This window comes from Paenibacillus barcinonensis (assembly GCF_003217495.1).
GTDB lineage: Bacteria > Bacillota > Bacilli > Paenibacillales > Paenibacillaceae > Paenibacillus > Paenibacillus barcinonensis.
Genome location: NZ_QJSW01000026.1, coordinates 23,177 through 43,516, shown reverse-complemented (window position 1 = coordinate 43,516; position 20,340 = coordinate 23,177). Strand labels below are relative to the sequence as shown.

Annotated in this window: 15 protein-coding genes; 1 reads left to right on the top strand and 14 read right to left on the bottom strand. The window is 50.3% G+C overall.

Translation table 11 applies throughout. The features are described 5' to 3' along the window. Positions 1–124 precede the first annotated feature (124 nt). The 14 genes from DFQ00_RS24905 to DFQ00_RS24835 form a co-directional block, all read right to left on the bottom strand. Positions 125–517 carry a sensory rhodopsin transducer gene (locus DFQ00_RS24905; RefSeq protein WP_110899171.1) on the bottom strand — a complete coding sequence of 131 codons (393 nt, stop codon included), beginning with the start codon at positions 515–517 and terminating at the stop codon, positions 125–127. Between the two features lie 465 nt (positions 518–982). Continuing rightward, positions 983–2,116: a rhamnogalacturonan acetylesterase gene (locus DFQ00_RS24895; protein WP_110899191.1), complete on the bottom strand. Its 1,134-nt coding sequence runs from the start codon at positions 2,114–2,116 to the stop codon at positions 983–985. Between the two features lie 281 nt (positions 2,117–2,397). Next, positions 2,398–3,237 (bottom strand): carbohydrate ABC transporter permease, encoded by an 840-nt coding sequence (locus DFQ00_RS24890; protein ID WP_110899169.1) that lies wholly within the window; start codon positions 3,235–3,237, stop codon positions 2,398–2,400. 2 nt (positions 3,238–3,239) lie between these two features. Then, positions 3,240–4,142 carry a carbohydrate ABC transporter permease gene (locus DFQ00_RS24885; protein WP_110899168.1) on the bottom strand — a complete coding sequence of 301 codons (903 nt, stop codon included), beginning with the start codon at positions 4,140–4,142 and terminating at the stop codon, positions 3,240–3,242. A 164-nt stretch (positions 4,143–4,306) separates the two neighbouring features. Next, positions 4,307–5,596, bottom strand: coding sequence for an ABC transporter substrate-binding protein (locus DFQ00_RS24880; RefSeq protein ID WP_110899167.1), 1,290 nt, complete (start codon positions 5,594–5,596; stop codon positions 4,307–4,309). A 233-nt stretch (positions 5,597–5,829) separates the two neighbouring features. After that, positions 5,830–7,383 carry a response regulator transcription factor gene (locus tag DFQ00_RS24875; protein WP_110899166.1) on the bottom strand — a complete coding sequence of 518 codons (1,554 nt, stop codon included), beginning with the start codon at positions 7,381–7,383 and terminating at the stop codon, positions 5,830–5,832. Next, positions 7,358–9,145: a cache domain-containing sensor histidine kinase gene (locus tag DFQ00_RS24870; protein WP_244213995.1), complete on the bottom strand. Its 1,788-nt coding sequence runs from the start codon at positions 9,143–9,145 to the stop codon at positions 7,358–7,360. Before DFQ00_RS24870 ends, DFQ00_RS24875 begins: the two co-directional genes overlap by 26 nt. A gap of 1,095 nt (positions 9,146–10,240) precedes the next feature. Continuing rightward, a complete protein-coding gene (locus DFQ00_RS24865; RefSeq protein WP_110899164.1) occupies positions 10,241–11,557 on the bottom strand; it encodes an SGNH/GDSL hydrolase family protein in 1,317 nt (438 codons plus the stop codon). Positions 11,558–11,767: 210 nt separating this feature from the next. Continuing rightward, positions 11,768–12,025, bottom strand: a complete 258-nt coding sequence (locus DFQ00_RS24860) for a hypothetical protein (RefSeq protein ID WP_110899163.1) — start codon at positions 12,023–12,025, stop codon at positions 11,768–11,770. A 23-nt stretch (positions 12,026–12,048) separates the two neighbouring features. Continuing rightward, the gene (locus DFQ00_RS24855; protein WP_174812229.1) at positions 12,049–12,912 is read right to left on the bottom strand and encodes an inositol monophosphatase family protein; all 864 of its coding nucleotides are present in this window, start codon (positions 12,910–12,912) and stop codon (positions 12,049–12,051) included. A 108-nt stretch (positions 12,913–13,020) separates the two neighbouring features. Further along, the gene (uvsE, locus tag DFQ00_RS24850) at positions 13,021–14,022 is read right to left on the bottom strand and encodes a UV DNA damage repair endonuclease UvsE (RefSeq protein WP_110899161.1); all 1,002 of its coding nucleotides are present in this window, start codon (positions 14,020–14,022) and stop codon (positions 13,021–13,023) included. 261 nt (positions 14,023–14,283) lie between these two features. Beyond that, positions 14,284–14,607 carry a hypothetical protein gene (locus DFQ00_RS24845; protein WP_110899160.1) on the bottom strand — a complete coding sequence of 108 codons (324 nt, stop codon included), beginning with the start codon at positions 14,605–14,607 and terminating at the stop codon, positions 14,284–14,286. 60 nt (positions 14,608–14,667) lie between these two features. Next, positions 14,668–15,768, bottom strand: coding sequence for a D-alanine--D-alanine ligase (locus DFQ00_RS24840; RefSeq protein WP_110899159.1), 1,101 nt, complete (start codon positions 15,766–15,768; stop codon positions 14,668–14,670). Positions 15,769–15,906: 138 nt separating this feature from the next. Then, entirely contained in the window at positions 15,907–16,926 is a 1,020-nt protein-coding gene (locus tag DFQ00_RS24835) for an amidase domain-containing protein (protein ID WP_110899158.1), read from the bottom strand. 687 nt (positions 16,927–17,613) lie between these two features. On the opposite strand from DFQ00_RS24835, the gene acnA reads away from it, so the two are divergent. Beyond that, on the top strand, positions 17,614–20,328 hold the full coding sequence (gene acnA, locus DFQ00_RS24830) for an aconitate hydratase AcnA (protein WP_110899157.1): 2,715 nt from the start codon (positions 17,614–17,616) through the stop codon (positions 20,326–20,328). Positions 20,329–20,340: the final 12 nt, after the last annotated feature.

Sequence of the window (20,340 nt, the reverse complement as noted above, 5' to 3'; positions counted from 1 at the left end):
ATCGAATCTGATGCGGCAGTACAGGTCTTTTTGTACCTTTTACTGTTTGGAATGCTGTTTTGCTTGCTCGTTCTGAATCTATACACTAGACCTGAGACAGCCTTGCCTCCCGTTTGCCCCTCGTCTATAGCAAAGGGTAGCCCATCACACTCATTAATGCCAGCTCCGGCTGTGTTGTATCCAAGCGACTATATTGTAGGATGACGGGCACATCGCTTGCTACGGCAATCGCATAAGGCACTCCTGCTGGGATTGCTTCTTCCCCGGATCGGAGCAATGCCGTGCGAATATGTTTGGTTCTTCGGGCAGGCACAACTGCACGGATGTTTTCCAGCGGTTCACGGTCCTCAAAATAAATCGTAATCTCTAGTGCGGCATCTGCACCGCCCGTGTTTAAAACACAGATGCTCTCGTGACTCTCCAGCGTGCCACAGCTATCTGGCGGGATGTAGCCATCCGGGATTACCCAGTAGGTATGCCCATGGGATGAAGATGGGGATATGCTTTGATTAGACATGACGCTCCTCCTTTAGCTCATTGCGAAGGTTATGAATGTTGAACCCTTGGTGGAGCGCGGGCGAACGCTCGGCGGGCGGATCGGCTTTCGGGCCGCTGGTTGGTCCGGGATTTCTTCTATTCCCCTTTATGGGGGAAATCCCGTGCCAAACGCGGACGCTTCGCTCCCTTTCCCCGATTCCTCCCTCCTCACTGCCTCGCGCTCCCTCTACTGCTTCTAAAAACACGGCCTTCGCTTCGCTGGGCAACTTTTGCTCCCTCGTTGGCTTCGCTCGACTCGCGTTTCATTTAAACCCTTGGTGGAGCGCGGGCGAACGCTCGGCGGGCGGATCGGCTTTCGGGCCGCTGGTTGGTCCGGGATTTCTTCTATTCCCCTTTATGGGGGAAATCCCGTGCCAAACGCGGACGCTTTGCTCCCTTTCCCCGATTCCTCCCTCCTCGCTGCCTCGATTGACTCATGTTTCTTTTACCGCAAATACATTTGCAGCGGCTGCAGACGCAGCTCGCGGATGGCTTCAGCCACCTGCTGCGCAAGGCGGCGCGCGCCTCGCTCCTGAAAATGGGTGTTATCCTCCACACCCGTTGGGAAGTTGATATACTCGCCAGGCAGCACCCACATAAAATCATCCTTGGTGCCTTCTTCACCCGCCTGTTCGAACAACCGGCGGCTACGTTCAGCCAGATCCATCAGCGGTACATGCTCGGCTTCCGCCAGCTCGCGCATGGCGATGATATAATCGCCATGTGTATCGGTCAATGTTCCGTCCTCCGCAAAGTAGCGCCGATGAACGGGTGTAATCAGCACCGGTTGAGCCTTGGCCTCGCGTGCGGCATCAATATATTTTTTCAAATATTGCTTGTATGTGGTGAATGGCTCTGTTCCCCGTTCGGGGTCCGGCTTCTCGTCGTTATGTCCGAATTGAATAAACAGAAAGTCACCCGGCTTGATTCGCTGCATAATCGCATCCAGTCGGCCTTCATGAATGAAGCTGCGCGAGCTTCGGCCTGACATCGCATGATTATCAACGGCTACGTCGTGCTTGAACTGTGCAGGCAGCAGCTGACCCCACCCGCAGTATGGGTACCCGCTCTCCGGCTGATCCGTTACCGTGGAATCACCAGCGAGAAATACAGTCATCGTCTGATTCGCAAGCGTAATCTCGAGCGCATTAATTCGTGGTGCAGGACCAGAGAAGGTAAGCCGCAGCCGCCCTCCACGAACAACAACGGCAAACCGCAGCTCTGCACATTGTCCCGCCACCGTTCGAATCACAGGCAGCATCATCCGACCTTCTCCGGCTTTGACACGAGTAACCGTGTCTGCAAGCGGATCACCCGTAATCAGCAGCACCTGATACGTGCCGTCCGGTATATCCACGATAAATGATGCCTTGAGCGGAATGCAGAAGCTGGAACGCAAGCGGACAGACATGGTTGTCTGCCCTTGCGGGGGTTGTAACCTTTTTAACAAATCCGAAGGTGCACCCCCTTCTTGCTCTGCGTACCGCTGCTTCTCATATACCAATGAACCGGGTTCAAAGCCGTATCCTCTGCGCTCATCATATAGCGTTGTAGACGAAACAGGCGCGTATCCTTCCACTTTTTCTGTGGTATATCCAACCCCATGTTCTTGATTTCCAGTCCGATGATCTGCCTTAAGTTCGGCGTGCTGTTCTGACTTCTCGCGTGCCGAGTCTGCGGTAGATAAGACTGTGTCTTTTGCGTATGGACCAAAATTAAACTTCCAGGAGGTCACCTTCGGCTTTGCTTGTTTTTCTTGCTCTAATTGCTCTGATTGCTCTGCTCGTTCTGTCTCGTTCAAGTCTGCTGAGTCCACTGCCTGAATTCCTCCAATTATAATTGGTTTAACCCATCTGTCCGTTACCCCTTCAAACCGCTCGTACTCATGCCTTGCACAATCTGCTTCTGGAAAATGAAAAATACGGTAACTACCGGAATCAGGCTGACAATGGACATGGCAAACATAGCACCCCAGTTGGAGGCCGATTCACTGTCCAGAAACATTTTGAGCGCCATGGATACGGTATATTTGTCAGGCGAGTTCAGATACAGCACCGGTCCAAGCAAGTCCTCCCATCTCCAGTAAAAGGAGAAGATCGCCGCCGTAGCCAGCGAAGACTTGATCAATGGCATAATGATCTGAATATACAACCTGAATTTGTTACAGCCGTCAATCGTTGCAGCCTCGTCCAGCTCCTTCGGAATGGTACGAATGAACTGCACCATCAGGAAGATAAAAAACGGCATTCCGAAAAATGTAGGTACAACAATCGGCAGAATCGTATTCAGCCACCCGAGCTTGGTAAAGATAATATACTGCGGAACCAGCACTACATCATGCGGCAGCATCAGCGTTAACATCATCAGCGAGAACCAGAAGGTACGCCCCTTGAAATTCAATCGGGCAAAACCAAACGCGATCAGTGACGATGACAGCACCGCACCTATTGTGGAGATCACTACGATCACCAGTGAATTGGTGATGTAATCCATGAAGGGCCTTCCGGCTGTGCCCTTCCAGCCATCCACATAGTTGGACCAGATCCACTCGGTCGGAAACAGGCTCTCTGCCGTGACAAAGATCGTCCGGCTTTCCTTGAATGAGCTGAACAGCATCCACAGCACCGGGTAGAGCATCAGGAGTGCAAGTGCGGCAACAAACAGATGATAGATCGGCCATTTGACATTTCTCCACACCATGATTATTTCCCTCCTTCAGATTCGTAAAATACCCAGAACTTGGATGTCAGGAACACAGCTACCGTAAGCAAACCGATCATAAGCAGCATCACCCAGGCCATTGCCGAAGCATAACCCATGTTGTTAAACATAAACGCCTGACGGAACAGATACAGCGAGTACAGCATCGTGCCGTCCATTGGACCGCCCTCACCTTTGGAGATGATATAGGCCGGCACAAAGGTCATAAATGCACCGATGGTCTGCATGATCAGATTGAACAGCACGATCGGACTAAGCAGCGGCAGCGTAATGCTGAAAAATTTACGAACCGGATTCGCGCCATCTACACCGGCGGCTTCATACATCTCGGGAGAGATATTTTTGAGTCCTGCCAGAAAAATCAGCATGGATGAACCGAACTGCCACACCGACAGGGATATCAGCATAACCAGAGCCGCATCCGGGTCTCCAAACCAGCTAACTGGACCAATACCGATCGCGGTCAATGCGCTGTTAATCACACCTTCATTGCTGAACAGGTTACGCCACATGATAGATACAGCCACACTACCACCAATGATGGAGGGCAGATAGTACAAGGTACGATACGTTCCGACCATACGAGAGCCCGTATTCAGAATCATCGCCACAAACAGGGCAAAGATCAGCCTTAACGGCACCCCGATGAACACATATAAAAAGGTAACCTTGACCGAATTCCAATATTTAGGATCATCAAAAAACATTTTGGTATAGTTGTCGAGCCCAATCCACCTTGGAGAAGTGAACAGATTATAACTCGTAAATGACATGTATAAGGACACAAACATCGGAATGAGTGTAAATCCAAGAAATCCGATAATAAACGGGCTAATAAACGCATATCCGGTCAAGTTTCTGCGCAATGATGAATACTGCCTCATGGGGAACGTACCTCCTTCATGGATCAGCCTGCTGCGAGCCTTCATATTGCAAACGGGACGGCATATGGGAAGACCAACAGGACGGGCAAAGGCCCTCGCCATTAGCGAGTAGCCCCGGTCCCGACCATCCCTGCAAGCGGGACGTGCAAGCGATCATTCAACTGTTATTTATTGTTCGCCAGAACAGACTCGGCATTTTTACGGAAGGTCTGTGCTGCTTGTTCAGGGGTAATTTTGCCAAAATTCAATTCTTCCACTACATCAGCCAGTGCAGAGATCACCTCTGGTGATCCTACAGGCGGCGGAGGGCTCATCGGCGAAGCCTTAGGCTCCATCGCGGCTACAAATTCGAATACCTGCTTCGTTGCATCACTCAGCTCAGGGGCAATGGCTTCTTTGATTTTTCCGGAAATCGGCACACCGCGCTCCCCTTTGATCAGTTTGTTGGCTTCTTCGTCATTCACCCAGAAATCAATGAACTTCGCTGCTTCTTCCTTCACTTTGGAGTTGGAAGTGACACCCCAGTACATACTTGGTTGCATATAAAGTCCCTTTTCCATATTTGGGCCTGGCATTGGCGCGATGGCAAGCGGGCGGTTAGCTACCTTTTGCAGCGCTACGAACTGGTTAGACCATTGCCATACACCGATTCCTTTTTCCTTCACCAGATCCGACTCTTCAATGATGCCTTTCGTCTGGTTCGCGACATCGGGAGAAGGTGCAGCCTTCTGCTCGATCATACGGTGCATTAATCCGAAAAATTGTACGAACAACGCGTCATCATCGTAGCCTAACCCTGTGCCTTCCGGGTTGTAGAGTGATTTGCCCTGGGTACGCAGGAAGTAGTGGAAGAAAATATCCGGCGCTACGCCGCCATCCAGATACAGCCCCTTCTCCGCGACCTGCTTGCCAAGCGCTTCATAGGATTCCCATGTCATATTGTCCGGCATGGCATCAACGCCGGCTTTTTTCAGCAGGGCCGGATCATATTGAAAACCAAGTACGTTAACCCCGGCAGGAACACCGTACTGCTTGCCGTTGATTACACCTGTGCTGATGACATTTTCCGCCACATCATGCACCTTGATCTGATTGCCCAGATAAGGGGCGAGATCCTCTAGCTGACCGTTCTGTGCATACTGGCTGATGTAGGAAATATCCATCTGAATAATGTCAGGCAGCTGGTTCGCTGCAGCTTGCGGGGCAAGCTTTTTCCAGTAGTCGTCAAAGGAAGCATACTCCACGTCAATTTTGACGTTGGGATTTTTCGTTTTATACAGGTCGATGACCTTCTGTGTGTATTCATGCCGTGTATCCGAGCCCCACCAGGCGATACGCAGATTCACCGACTCATCCTTGCTGCCTGCCCCTTGCTCACTGCCTCCACCTGAGCTGCACGCTGCTGTAAAAACGAGTAACGCAGCCATCATCAGGAATATTGCCTTCTTCACCATGCCAATCTCCCCTTTTATGTTGATATGGTTGTGTGATCGGGTTATCTCCATCCTGTCGATGATACTCTGATAACGCTTTCACGATCTTGATATTGTCATTTTCGCAAAAGTCCGGTTCAAGTTGAATACACAAAACCGTCTTGTTGGTTCAAAAAACAGAGGAGGACATCTCTGGCGCTCCAAGCGTCAGTTGTCCTCCTCCATATACAGGCATGATCCTTGCCAGTTCTCTGTTATATGCCGAATTTCCGAAATTCGGTAGGTGTCATTCCCGTCCATTTTTTGAACACCTGACTGAAATATTGCGAATTCCCGCCGAACCCGAACAGCTCTGCCAGCTCAAACACCTTCACATCCCCGCCTCGGCGGATATGTTCACATGCCCGTTCAATGCGCAGACGATTGACGTAATTCGAGAAGTTTTCACCTGTTACCTTCTTGAAAATTTTGCCGAGGTAGTCCGGGTTCATGTATAACATCTGATGGGCTACACCACTCAGTGACAAATCAGCTTCTCCATAGTGGCGGTCTACAATATCCATCATTTTCTCCACGGCTGATGACTGGCGAATGATATAATTTTTATAATACCCGGCCGTTAACCTTGCAGCGCTGTCGGCTACAAATGTTTTCAAGTCAGGCAATGTAGCCATATGCGTCAGCTCTGCCATTCGCTGCGTAAAATCGGTGGCATCCTCGGGCGGGCACACCTGAATCATAGCCGAGTATAACTGCACCACGTAAGCGCGTGTCACCTCGATATCCAGCTTGTGTTCTGTCAGCTGCTCGAACAAACGCTCCACCTCGGCGGCAGCTTCCTCTGTATTACCGGATTTAATCAGCTGACACAGCTGCTCGGCATCCTGCTCCATATGCACACCGCTGCACTCCCCTGCAAGCACGACATCTTTTTTCGTAATCAGCTTGCCCTCACCGATGAAAAAGCGATGATTCAAATACTGCAGCGCCTCGCGGTACAGCCGGCGGGACTGGATCATATGATCCGCTTCACTCAGCGCAGCGGTAACCTCTAATTTGTATAAACGGATGAACGCCTGCCGAACCGCTTCAATGCGCTCTTGCAGCTCATGCAAATCTGCCGCATCTGCCAGCACAATCAGGAGTTTGCCTTCAATCGTTGTGCTTAACAGCACACCCGGAAGCAGATCTGCCGCTATATTTTTGATCGCAAACAAGTGACTGTAATCATGCTCCTCCACAATGCGAAGCAGCAGTAATCGCACGCTTTGCTGCTGCAGCTCCAGATTGAACAGCTTCTGATAGTATGCCAGATCAACGGGTCCGTACGTGCGATTGGTCATAAACTCCAGCAGAAACTGCTCCTTCACATGAGGCAGCACCCGCTGTAGACGCTGTTTCATCTCGCCTGCGACATGTTCCTTCACCTGTGCATCCTGACGCTCCTGTAACAGCTCAATCAGAGCATCATGAATCTGGATTTCGTTACAGGGCTTGAGCAGATAATGCTTCACGCCATATTGCATCGCCCTGCGGGCATACTCAAATTCCTTGTACCCGGACAGCATGATAAATCGTACCGCAGGATAGGCTTCGGATGCCTTCTCGATCAGGCCCAGTCCATCCAGACCCGGCATGGAAATATCGGTAATGATGATATCCGGTTGGGCGCTTTCGATTTTACCCAGAGCCTCCAAGCCGTTTCTTGCAGTATCGACCAGTTCCGTGCCCGCGGCCGCCCAATCCACCACCTGGGAAATCCCCTCCAGTATGACACGTTCATCATCTACGAGCATTACTTTGTACATCGTCATCGTCCTCTCTAATCCAAGGTATGCTGATCGACACTACAGTTCCTGATCCGGGTGTGCTGCGTATGCTCATGATGCCTTCGTCGCCAAAGGTCAGCCTGAGACGCTCCTGAATATTGGCAAGCCCTATGCCCTGTCCTCTGGTCTGAATCTGTCCTTCCTGCAAACGCTCCATGAATTCGGAGGTCATGCCCGGCCCGTTATCCTCAACCTCAATGAAGACATGATTCGCCTCTGCTCTGACACGAATTCGAATCTGGCAAGGCTCGATACTAGGCTCAAGCGCATAATGAATGGCATTCTCTACAAGCGGCTGCAGCGTTAACTTGGGGATTCTAGCGGTTCCGACCTCAGGAGCAATAACCATGTCAAAATCAAGTCTTTCCTCAAATCGGGTACGTTGAATCGTAACGTAACTGCGCACGATCCCCAGCTCCCGTTCCAGCGTAATCCACTTCTCGGACATATTAACCGAGCTACGTAGCAGAAACCCAAGGGCCTCGACCATCTCCGAAATTTGATGCTGCTTCTGCACTTTGGCAAGCCAGTTAATCGACTCGAGAGTATTGTATAAAAAATGGGGATTAATCTGCGCCTGAAGCGCTTTCAATTCTGTTTCTCGAATGACGAGCTGCTTCGCATAGTTCTCATCAATCAGCTCTTTAATTCGCTGCAGCATCATTTTGAAGGTCCGATGCAGCAGTCCGACTTCATTTTGCGGAGAGACGGGAATGTTGCCAAGAGCCGCTTCCTCCAGTTTATCCAGGTCCCCCTTTTCAATATTACGCATCTTCTTGATTAATTGGGCTATCGGATGGGTGATACTGCGAGAAAATTTGGCTCCGAACACCAGGGCAGCCAGAAAGATCATAATAAAAATAACGATCACCAGCTGCTTCACAAACTGAATCTGCTTAAACATCTGATCAAACGGCGTAGTATATAGATAATTCCAGCTCGTGTAGGAAGAGTGTGCTCTAGCCACAAAATACTTGCCCTGCTCCAGGGTGGCAATCCCGTAAGGCTGTGTCCGCTTCAGCTCCGCTGCGATCTCGGATTTACTGACCGTGGATTGTGTCGGATAGATCACCTCCGTTCCGTCGATGATCAGCAGCTGGGAATCCTCGGCTGGCTCCTGCATCTGATCCTGCACGATGCGGTCGAGCCGCACACGGATAATCAGCGTACCCAGCTTCTCCAGTGTAAATGCACCGCCGGTAAAGGATTTCACCTGCCTGACGGACAGCAGCCTTGCCTGCTGATCGCCGCTAGCTTGCCATACGTTCGAGCCGGCATACTGCTCGCCCAGGGAGATCAGTTCCTTTTGCTTTGCCGCCGATATGCCTTCCCGGTTGCCCGCCGCCATGACATTGTTATCGTTGTCGATAAAAATCATGGAGTACACGTATTTCTCGGAGCCAGCGTAAGCGACAAGGCGGTTGGTTATTTTTTTACGCAGACCATTCCGTTCGTATCCTGTCTCGGCCTTCTCCAGTTGCAGCAAATACTGCTGTAGCGGCTCATCCGACATCACCTTGAAGGACAGGTTGGATAACTCGCGCAGCTTGTTCTCAATGCCAACCGACGACATATTCAGCACCTGTGACGACTTCTCGTAAATCTGACGATCATAAATATTCAGCACGTACTGCATGACAGAGAGGTAAAAAGCAAGGCTGATTAACATCAAAAAACCGATGAGCAGCATCGTTTTATGATGAATAGGCAATGTCGTGAAAGCGTTTTTAATTTTGCTCACTCCAAGCGCTCCTTTGCATGAGGAAGGGTACGAATACAGCATGGATGGGATGTGCCCAGCAACGGCTACACGTATAAGTGACTTGAATTGCGGTTTGGATCGAAACCTTAGCTCGGCTTTAACTTTAATATTAATTTTGCTTTGCTGTAATTGAGTTATGACTCTGGATATTACTATGCTTGAGCTGTAACGCCGGAGGTGACTACAACTGAATTGTTCCTTGAGTCTGCCTACGATTGCAACGTTGCCCCTCTCCTATGTTGACCCTGCTCTGTCTCCATGACATAGTTTATGATTCTGACAGTAGCCTCTCTTTGTTCGTTGTAAGTTATTTTCATATTTACACAACCATGGACGGATGACAAGTCATATTTATACAACATAATGAGTCATCCGGGAAGGTAGACTTTCAGTAGACAGAATGGTATGAGCGGCTAGTGCACGCTGGTTTTTGCCAATGAATAGTTACGCAGTGACGCTTGAAATTAGGCGGAATGGGGATTAAGGGGTTGGGTTTTGCGTGTGGATAGCCAGAAACGGGGAAAAAGAACGTGAGAAGCGGAACGTTCCCTCAACCCGTTCTCCCGACAGCGCTAACGATCACCACAAACCTTATTAGCCATTTTGATGACTTTTCAGAGTCTAATGATCACCAGCGACGCTATTCTGCTCCGATCTAGCTAAAAACGGAGAAAAGCGAGGTAATCTATTGAAATAGCTTCACTACAGACCGTTAGAATTTCAAAATGCCGATTTCAAGCAAAATAGGGTTTCTGGAGATCGTTAGCGGCGACCTTCACATCAGGCGTTTATCAGGCGTTTATCTAGTTTTTATCCAGCGTTTATCTAGTTTGATCTGGGGTCTATCAAGCTTTAATCGAACGCGCAGCCTGCGCTTTTCCCGCCCCCCTGTACACCACAACCACACTATCCCACACCAAAAAGCGAATCAGGAGTGCTCCCCGATTCGCTACCTTGTCATGCCCTTTGGTAAAAAGATCACCTGTGAGACTCGTTCTATGACCCTGTGCTCACAAGGTACCCTTGTATATCCACTTTACACTCTCAAGCTTGTAAGTTCAGTCCCACAGCGCCTTACGGATTCACAAACACCGTTTTGAGCTTCGCCACATACTGCACGTCAAAGCCCAGACCCTCGGCCACCATAGCGACGGGAACATAGGTTTTGGATTCCTTGCCTACTTTGTTCAGGAAGGCTGGTGTATCCACTGCAACAGCTGCTCCGTTAACAATTACGGACTTGGCGCCCATCTTCACGGCTACCTTGCGGTCACCGTAGGTAATGGTTGCTGTGGACGTTTTGTTATCCCATACTGTTTTTGCACCTACCGCGTTTACAATGTCTTGAATGGCTACGAAGTTTTTGCCGTTTCGGATAATCGGCTTGTATGGAGTGTTCAGCATTGTACCACTCACAATAATGTTCATCGGTTGACCCGCTTCCGGAGCGCTCAGTTTCGTGTAGTCGCCCCAGATCGTTTTGGCAAAAACTTCAGCAATGGCAGCATACCCGAGCTGGTTCGGGTGGAAATCCCGATCTTTGATCATATGTGTCATCGTGCCTTCACCGCCGACAAACTCCTTGGCCACATGAGCGACCTTCACATCTACACCCTGTGCTGTGAACTGCGCGGCAATGCCGTCAATGGTTTGTGTGAAGCTCTCGGAGGTCTGCATCAGCTTGGTGTATAGCGCTTTACCCGCTACCTCCGGCATCGGCTGGTATTGATCCGCAATGACGATCCGGGCGGATGGATTAATGGCATGAATATCATTAATAATTGCAGTCACATTCGTTGTATACGTGGTCAGCAATTCTTTCGCTTTCTCTTGCAATTCCTGATCACTCAACGTATTTGCCGTACCGAGCAGTTCGGATACATCATTACCGCCGATGGTCATCGCAATCAAATCGGCCTTGCCGACACGATCACGAATAGCAGTCATATTTGCTCCAATCTCGGAAGCTCGCGGATCAGGCAGGTTAGGTTGAATGGCTTCGGCAGTCAATGCTTTATTCTCCTTGATCGCATCCGTGAAGTTCTTCAAACCGCTTGTTTGGAGTCCCGCGATACCGAAATTATCCACCTGTGTACGTCCATGCAACAAACCCTGCTCCTGCAGGCGCTCCACATAACCGTAAGGCATGGTTGTCATTTTCGGCTCGTATCCTACGGTAATAGAGTCACCTAACGTAACAATACGGAATTCTTTGGTTACAGCCGTTGCACCCTGTTTAGGCGTCGTATCGCTTGAAGCCACAGGCAATGCGCCCGTTTGGGCATCTGCGGCATGTGCTGGCAATTCAGAAGGGGATAAGAGCAGTAGACCTGCCAGCATGGTAGCGGTCAGACCTGCAGCTGTGTTATTCCATATCCGTTTTCGCTTCATTCTTTGTGAACACTCCTTTGGTTAATCTATCATTTACACGATAATATAGTACATCCATTACTCCGATGACATATGCCTGTGTACCTCTATTCTATCACCTTGATTACGGCCTTGTCCTCTTTCCGATTATGCACGCACCAAAAAACAGACTCCCCTTCAGCGGGAAGTCTGCCTTCGATAAAAATCACTTCATGTAAGAGAGCAGCTTTATTAGGATGGATCGTCTGTCTCTGCTTTCTTGTGGGCAGTACGATCGAGATAGCGGTCATAACGGTTATCCAGTTCACGAGCCATCGTACGGAACTTTAATGTTTCTTCAACAATCGGGTCCCGTTCTGTCTGAATGCGTACCTCGTATTTGGGAGGAATCAGCTGACGTTCACGCTCTTCAGCATCGCCGGAAGCTTCCATGTCTCCTTCTGTCAGCATATCGCTAAGCCGTCGTTCCAGTTCTTTGGATTCATCCATTGTTATTCGCTCCTTCAATCAATTTACTCCAGGCCTGTAGCCTTGGCTTCCTTCAACACACCCGTCAATGCATCATGAACCTTGCCATTGCTGGCAACGATATGGTTCACCGCAAGTGTATACGGTGTTCCAGCGGTATCGGTCACCTTACCGCCAGATTCTGCAACCAGCAGTGCTCCTGCGGCAATATCCCACGGCTTGAGGCCAACTTCCGTATAGGCACTCAGACGTCCTGCGGCAACATACGCCAAGTGAATGGCGGCTGAACCACCTGCACGCAGATTGCGAACCTGCGGAGCCAGAGACTGTACAGCAGCCATATTCAGCGGCAGTGCAAAGGTTGTATCTGCCGGGAAGCCTACCGCCACGAGGCTCTGTGCAAGGGTCTCTTCGCCCGATACCGTCATGCGGTTCCCATGCACGTAGGCTCCTTTTCCTTTTTCCGCAACAAATAATTCATCACGGGAAGGATCATAGATGACGCCAACAATGACCTCGCCCTTATGAGCCAGCGCAATGGATACCGAATAGAACGGGAATCCATGCACAAAGTTGGTCGTGCCATCCACCGGATCAACAATCCAGAGGTACTCTTCCTCTGCTGCCTCTTTCAGCGCTTTTGCTGAAGCTTCCGGACCTGGCTCGACGCCCTCTTCCCCCAGAATCATGTGGTCTGGAAAATGGGTCAGAATCAGGCGGCGGATCATCTGCTCTGCGCCTTTATCCACTTCGGTCACCAGATCCTGCGGAGAATACTTGGTTCCAAGCTCCCTTACCGTGCCCAGACGGCTCTTGATCCATTCGCCCGCCTTGGACGCGGCATTAATAGCAACGGCAGTATAGCTTTTGCTTGTCACGACATAGGGTACCTTTTCCTTTTCACTCAAAGCGTTCACTCTACTTTCTATATCAATCTACGAAAAAGTTAAAATACTTGTTAAAAGTATACGCCTCATCCCTCGTAAAGTTTCTTGCTGCCCAGGCCCCTTTTGACTTCACGGCTGGATGCGGACCGTTGACTCGTCCACCCACTGCACGCCTTCATTCTGATAGAATGCCAGCTTCTGCATCAGCTGCACCAAAGCCTCATCCTTGCGCTTTGCCTCGATCATCACATCAAGAGCTGGCGTATACGCCGCGATATGACGTAGAAAATCAAGCACTGGCTCCACCTCAACACCATCCGCATGACCCCGCAGATCCTTCTCGCTCTTGGGGCTGGAGACATGAATTTTCGGGGCTAATGGCTGGTCAGCCGGCGCATCAGCCTGTGCGAGCGGTGATTGCCAGGTGTGTAGAATATCCGGCCACAGCTCCCATGGCTGCTCGCCTTCGTTATTCACCCACTGGTGGTGAATATCCAGCACCATCGGCAAGCCGAGTTTCTGGCATACGGCCAGCGTCTCGGGTGCATTAAATGTTTTATCATCATTTTCGAGGGTCAGCCGCTCCTGAATATCCCGGTCCATCATCATAAAGTTTTCTTCAAAACGCTGCGCCGCTGAAGGCTTGTCTCCGTACGCACCGCCAATATGGATGTTATTCTTCGCAGTCGCATTCAAGCCCATGGCATCCAGCATGCGAACGTGATGACGCAGATCCTTGATCGAATTGCGCAGCACCTGCTCGCGGGGCGTGCTCAGCACAGTAAAATGATCCGGATGAAAAGATACGCGCATCTGATTATCCTTTACGAAATTACCAATCGCTTCAAAGTCCGGCTTCAGCGCCAGAAACGGGTCCCAGTCACTCAGGTCCTCATGCGTTGCCAGTGGAATCAATTTGGATGAAAAACGATATACATGAATATGACTGCCTTTATTATGCCGAAGCAAACGTAACGTATTGTGCAGGTTCTCGGCTGCAATGCGCTCCAGCTTGCGAATCGCCGCTTCCCTGTCCTCGATTTTGTTAAAGCTGGCCATCGTCATTGTCCGGGAAGGCGAAGCATTCTCCACCAGCACCGACATCGCCACGTAACCAAAACGTACAAGCATGAATTTCTTCCTCTCTGTTCAGGGCGGACAGACTGCACGGCTGTAGGCAGCCGCGGAGATAAGCCGACACGGTATATAACCAAGTTTTACCCTAAACCAGTGAGCATAATCGTAAGATCGTAAATCCATTCAGTCGTTCTGTTCGAGTGATTACATTCAACAGATAGGCATGTTGGACAGGCAGACACTGTTCAATAGAATGCAGCATTCCCCACAGACTGGCTCTGTTCGCAGCACTGTAAGATACGCCCAATGTTCAAGCTACTCCTGAGCCTGCTCTCCAAAGAACATTTCGTCCGCAAGTGCCGTCTGGATGCGTGATTCTTCCTCGGTGAGCTTGCGAATAAGCTGCATCTCGACTTCCGTCACTTCCTGGTTCTGAAAATTGATCTCCGCAATGGAAGCCACAATCTTCACAATGGCCACCGCTACGTTGTCCGGGGTGTAAGCAATGACCTTCTGCCCGGTTGGAAACACCCGGAAGCCTTGCTTGACCATTTTGCCGCGACCGTATTCCAGCAGTTCGAAGAGCTCTTGCTCGCTTTTGAATTTACATACTGAATTAAACTCTGTCTGAAATCCCATGCCCATTCCTCCTGATTAGCTGATATTGGAACTCTTGCTTGGATATTCGAATCGTGCAGGCTATGCCTGAACACCGTTCTCGTAATTCAGCGCCTGCTTGCGGTTATAGCGCTCCAGCCCCAGCTCGATCATGCGATCCAGCAGTTCTCCATACGACACACCGGTCTCGCGCCACAAAAGCGGGTACATGCTGTATGGTGTAAAGCCCGGCATCGTATTTACCTCATTAATCAGTAACGCTCCATCCGATTTGCGAATGAAGAAATCCGCACGAGAAATGCCGTTCCCCTCAATGGCACGGAATGCCTGCAAGGCCGCTTCGCGAATGCGATCTGCTGCCTCAGGGTCCATGGGTGCCGGAATCAGCATCTGTGACTGTCCATCAATATACTTGGCTGCATAGTCATAATACTCACCCGAAGAGACAATTTCGCCCGGAACTGATGCCATCGGTTCATCATTCCCGAGAACGCTGACTTCAACCTCGCGTGCCTCCACAAATTCCTCAATGACAACTTTAGTATCATACCGAAGTGCAAACTCAATTGCTGTTTTCAGTTCATCGCGGTTACGCGCTTTGGAGATGCCCACACTGGAGCCAAGATTGGCCGGCTTGATGAAACACGGGTAACCCAGCTGATCTTCGACCTGTACGATCATTTCGTGTTCAGACTGCTTCCACTGTGTCGCATTAAAATACGTGAAGGCACACTGGTCAATACCCGCCTGAGCGAACAGCTTTTTCATGACCACTTTGTCCATGCCACCTGCCGAAGCCAGCACACCTGCACCAACATACGGCATATCCGCCATCTCAAACATGCCCTGGATCGTGCCATCCTCACCAAACGTGCCGTGCAGCAGCGGGAACATGATGTCCAGCGCTTCCGCTCCGCCGTATAGACGTGAAAATAATACATTCAGTGCGTCCTGTGTGCCCCCTGCCGAGCTTTCCAGCTTCAAATCTTCAATGCGTGCAAAGGGTTCATGCATTACCGATCCTTTTTTCCACGTCCCCTGCTTGGAGATATAAAAAGGGACCAGTTCATACTTGTCATAATCAAATGCATTTGTTACAGCAAACGCCGTTTGCAGCGACACCTCATGCTCGCCCGATTTTCCGCCATATACGACGCCTACTTTTAATTTATCCATGCTCATGCGTAACCTCCGATTATATCTGTACCTGATGCTGTCTGCGCAGCCAATACAGGCGATTGCCCTGCTGCTTTCGGTCTCTGTTCTTATTTTACACGGAACGGGCTGTCTGCGTCACCGAATCCCGCAAATCTTTCCCTCTCAAAACTCGTCTGCAATATGAAAAAGCCGATACACCGTGCGTTCTGTCCAGGCATAGGAATCCCGGTAATCCCAAAAGCGGTGACGACTGCTCACGGTATGTGCGTTCACAAGCGGCATGCCCCCCGCATCAAAAGCGGTGACAACTGTGCTGTGTTGAAATCTCCCATCGCCATCCCAGTCATAGAAAATGACATCACCGAGCATAAGCTGCTCGGGCCGGTTCACTTCAGTCGCTGTCAGACCCCAGCTGCTGCCGGACAAATATCTGGCCAGACTGTTGGATACGGCCCAGCTGTAACTCCACATTTCGGAGCCGTTCACATACCCCTTATACCACCAGCCCGCTTCTCTTCTTCCAGTATAGTGGATGGGTGCTTCGCCTGCAAAGAGACACTGGGAGACGTAGTTTGTGCAATCCACCTCAAATTCTTCGAATGCAGGATTGCCCGCATTCCACCAGCGATCCGCATAAGCTACTGCCAGATCCCGGCGATAGATTTGCCGTCTCGCATTTCGGCCCTGGCCGAGCACTTCGCGGTTCAGGAGCGGACGATTCAGCGCCTGTACAAAATCAGCCTGCTGGTACGGCTGCGCTTCTCCCACCGGTCTGCGCTCCGGGACCTCCCGCTCCACACGGGCAATGCTCCATTGTCCATTTTCACGCAAGAAGGTTAATCGCTCTCGCTCGATTCGATCCTCCCGATGAGTAATGCCGCTTTTCTCATAGAACAATCTGCTATAGAGCTGCACCTCTGCTACCGCTTCGTCAGATGCATCAATAAGTGTGCGCACAAGCTTGGCGCTGGTCTCGCTGCGAAGAGGTACGGCGCGCCGTCTGCGGTACCATTCATCCAGCCTTGCCATGCGCTCCCCCCGTTCAACCACAAATTCGGGATCGGTCACGATTCGTTCACTCGTCTGTGGACGGTAATCGATCTCACAGCGGTTGTACTGGTTGACGTACGTATACAAGGCACTCTTCCATTCGCGTTCCAAGCTTGTGTCCCCCTTTGACATGAGTTCAGTCTGGCTCACCCGTAGATGTACTTCATTAATATAAGTTGAACTAAGGAAGGTTTACACGGAGCACTCCGATGACAGAATAACCTTCCAATCGCTGTTATCCCCAGATTTTTGGGATTCCCTTTTTCAAGGGGAACATGCGGTGATAACGGCGAGGCTGATGCTGCCGATGTAGCTTTCTTGCAGAAAGCTTTTAGCTCCGCTTTTCCAGGTTTTTTCTGTCCTCTCCGTTACTGTGTAAGTAACATAGTTCAATTTAAATAAATTCAATGTTTCACTTCTAAATTTGGGCTAAATTCAATTCGCTAATTCGATGAATACTCTCAACCTACTGCTCATTCGATACAGTAAACTTCTATTATTCATATGAAGGGAACCTATTTTGTATGTACACAGCTCAGATGACGCAGCTAAATATGTGACCTGAATAGATCAATATCACCCAAATTCACACCTGTTTCGAGAAAACGCCTTCATCTGTTGAAACGCTTGCTTGAACAGGCAAAAAGCCCTTTACGTACGCATGTGAAAACGGTATACTTAAAACTAAAGTTAAGATTATGAAATTATGTTTCACCTGATGAAACCACTGAACAAGAACACGGAACGGTGAAGGCCTGTTCTTCTTTAAGAAATGAACGTTTTCTTCATCTCACCGACACATTTTAAGGAGGTACATGTATGTCAGCCAAGAACCATTTCTCCGCCGCTCGTTCGCTTGAGGTTGGAGGCAAGTCTTACCGCTACTACAGTCTCGCTGCTCTTCAGGAAGGCGGCCACGGCGACCTTTCCAAGCTTCCATTCTCTATTAAAGTGTTGCTTGAAGCAGCTATCCGTCAATTCGACGGACGTGCCATTACCGAAGAACACGTTAAACAACTCACCGGCTGGGCAGAAGGCCGTGACAATAATAAGGAAATTCCGTTTATCCCTGCGCGGATCGTATTGCAGGATTTCACGGGTGTACCGGTCGTTGTTGACCTTGCAGCAATGCGTGACACAGTGAAAAAAGCCGGTGGCGATCCGAAACAGATCAATCCGCTTGTTCCCGTTGATCTCGTTATTGACCACTCCGTTATGGTTGATGCTTTCGGAACCAGTGATGCACTGGATTACAACATCAAGGTTGAATTCGAGCGTAACGAAGAGCGTTATCGCTTCCTGCGCTGGGCACAAACGGCATTCAATAACTTCCGTGCAGTTCCGCCATCCACAGGGATCGTTCACCAGGTTAACCTGGAGTACCTCGCTTCCGTGGCTGCAACCAAAACGGTTGACGGTGAGACGGTTGTATTCCCGGATTCCCTCGTAGGTACAGACTCGCACACCACGATGATCAACGGTCTCGGCGTTGTCGGCTGGGGTGTAGGTGGTATTGAGGCAGAAGCAGGTATGCTGGGCCAACCGCTTTATTTTGTAACACCAGACGTTATCGGCTTCAAACTGACAGGTAGCCTGAGCGAAGGCGCAACAGCAACAGACCTCGCGTTGACGGTTACACAAATGCTTCGTAAAAAAGGCGTTGTCGGCAAATTTGTTGAGTTCTACGGACCGGGCCTTGCCAACATCGGCCTTGCTGACCGTGCAACAGTTGCCAACATGGCTCCAGAATACGGCGCAACGATCGGTTTCTTCCCGGTTGACAGCGAGACGTTGAACTACCTGCGCAGCACGGGACGTTCTGACGAGCAAGTAGAACTGGTTGAAGCATATTACAAAGCTCAAGGCATGTTCCGTACAGCAGACACAGTTGATCCGGAATTCACGGATGTTATCGAGCTTGATCTCGGCTCCGTTGTACCAAGCCTTGCAGGACCGAAACGTCCGCAAGACCGCATCGAGCTGACTCAGATGAAAGAAAGCTTCAACAGCATCATCCGTACACCTGTGGACAAAGGTGGATATGGACTGAGCGATGAGAAGATTGAACAAAAAGTGCCTGTGAAGCACCCTGACGGCACGACAACTGAAATGAAAGCTGGCGCTGTTGTAATCGCGGCGATCACAAGCTGTACCAATACCTCGAACCCGAGCGTTATGGTTGGCGCAGGTTTGCTGGCGAAAAAAGCAGTTGAACTTGGCCTGACCAAGCCAGGATATGTGAAAAGCAGCTTGACTCCAGGTTCCCTCGTGGTTACCGAGTATCTGGAAAAAGCAGGTCTGATCCCTTATCTCGACCAGCTCGGATTCAACGTAGCCGGTTACGGCTGTGCAACTTGTATCGGTAACTCCGGCCCACTGCCGGATGAAGTGAGCGAAGCGATCTCTGCCAACGATATGACGGTAGCAGCAGTATTGTCTGGTAACCGTAACTTCGAAGGCCGTGTACACGCACAAGTCAAAGCCAACTATCTGGCATCTCCGCCACTCGTTGTTGCTTACGCGCTGGCAGGTACAGTGGATATCGACTTCGAAACCGATCCAATCGGTCACGACCAGAACAATCAACCTGTATTCCTGAAAGACATCTGGCCTAGCTCCCAAGAGATCAAGGATGCCATCACAAGCTCCTTGAATGCCGAGATGTTCCGCAGCAAATACGAAAATGTATTTACAGCCAACGAGCGTTGGAACAAAATCGCTGTACCGGAAGGCGAGCTGTATGAGTGGGACCCGAACTCCACATACATCCAGAACCCGCCGTTCTTCCAAGAGCTTGGCGACAAGCTGAACGATATCTCCGATATCCGCGCGGCACGTGTAATGGCATTGCTGGCTGACTCCGTAACAACGGACCACATCTCACCAGCAGGTAACATTGCTCCGTCCAGTCCGGCTGGAGTATATCTGAAGGAGCATGGCGTTGAGCGCAAAGACTTCAACTCCTACGGTTCACGCCGTGGTAACCATGAAGTCATGATGCGTGGTACGTTCGCCAACATCCGTATTCGTAACCAGGTCGCTCCGGGCACCGAGGGCGGTATTACGAAATACTTGCCAACAGACGAAGAGATGTCCATCTATGATGCTTCCATGAAGTATCAGGCTGAAGGACAGAACCTGATCGTTATCGCTGGTAAAGAATACGGTACAGGAAGCTCCCGTGACTGGGCGGCAAAAGGAACGTTCCTGCTCGGCGTCAAAGCTGTTATCGCCGAAAGCTTCGAGCGTATCCACCGCAGTAACCTGGTAGGCATGGGCGTTATGCCATTGCAATTCCAGGAAGGTCATGGCTGGGCAAGCCTCGGTCTGAACGGACGCGAGACATATGACATCACAGGTCTGAGCAACGATGTGAAGCCAGGTCAAGAGCTGACCGTTACAGTAACACGTGAAGACGGCACAACGTTCGACTTCCCTGTAATTGCTCGTCTGGACAGCATGGTGGACGTGGACTACTACCACAACGGCGGTATCCTGCAAACCGTACTGCGTCAAATGATGAAAAAAGCTTAATACACTTTATCT

Bases quoted from the DNA above. Each gene is read 5' to 3' on its own strand.
- acnA (WP_110899157.1), top strand. From the start codon at position 17,614: ATGTCAGCCAAGAACCATTTCTCCGCCGCTCGTTCGCTTGAGGTTGGA.
- uvsE (WP_110899161.1), bottom strand. From the start codon at position 14,022: ATGCTTGTACGTTTTGGTTACGTGGCGATGTCGGTGCTGGTGGAGAAT.
- DFQ00_RS24880 (WP_110899167.1), bottom strand. From the start codon at position 5,596: ATGGTGAAGAAGGCAATATTCCTGATGATGGCTGCGTTACTCGTTTTT.
- DFQ00_RS24865 (WP_110899164.1), bottom strand. From the start codon at position 11,557: ATGAAGCGAAAACGGATATGGAATAACACAGCTGCAGGTCTGACCGCT.
- DFQ00_RS24885 (WP_110899168.1), bottom strand. From the start codon at position 4,142: ATGAGGCAGTATTCATCATTGCGCAGAAACTTGACCGGATATGCGTTT.
- DFQ00_RS24905 (WP_110899171.1), bottom strand. From the start codon at position 517: ATGTCTAATCAAAGCATATCCCCATCTTCATCCCATGGGCATACCTAC.
- DFQ00_RS24840 (WP_110899159.1), bottom strand. From the start codon at position 15,768: ATGAGCATGGATAAATTAAAAGTAGGCGTCGTATATGGCGGAAAATCG.
- DFQ00_RS24845 (WP_110899160.1), bottom strand. From the start codon at position 14,607: ATGGGATTTCAGACAGAGTTTAATTCAGTATGTAAATTCAAAAGCGAG.
- DFQ00_RS24875 (WP_110899166.1), bottom strand. From the start codon at position 7,383: ATGTACAAAGTAATGCTCGTAGATGATGAACGTGTCATACTGGAGGGG.
- DFQ00_RS24890 (WP_110899169.1), bottom strand. From the start codon at position 3,237: ATGGTGTGGAGAAATGTCAAATGGCCGATCTATCATCTGTTTGTTGCC.
- DFQ00_RS24860 (WP_110899163.1), bottom strand. From the start codon at position 12,025: ATGGATGAATCCAAAGAACTGGAACGACGGCTTAGCGATATGCTGACA.
- DFQ00_RS24835 (WP_110899158.1), bottom strand. From the start codon at position 16,926: ATGTCAAAGGGGGACACAAGCTTGGAACGCGAATGGAAGAGTGCCTTG.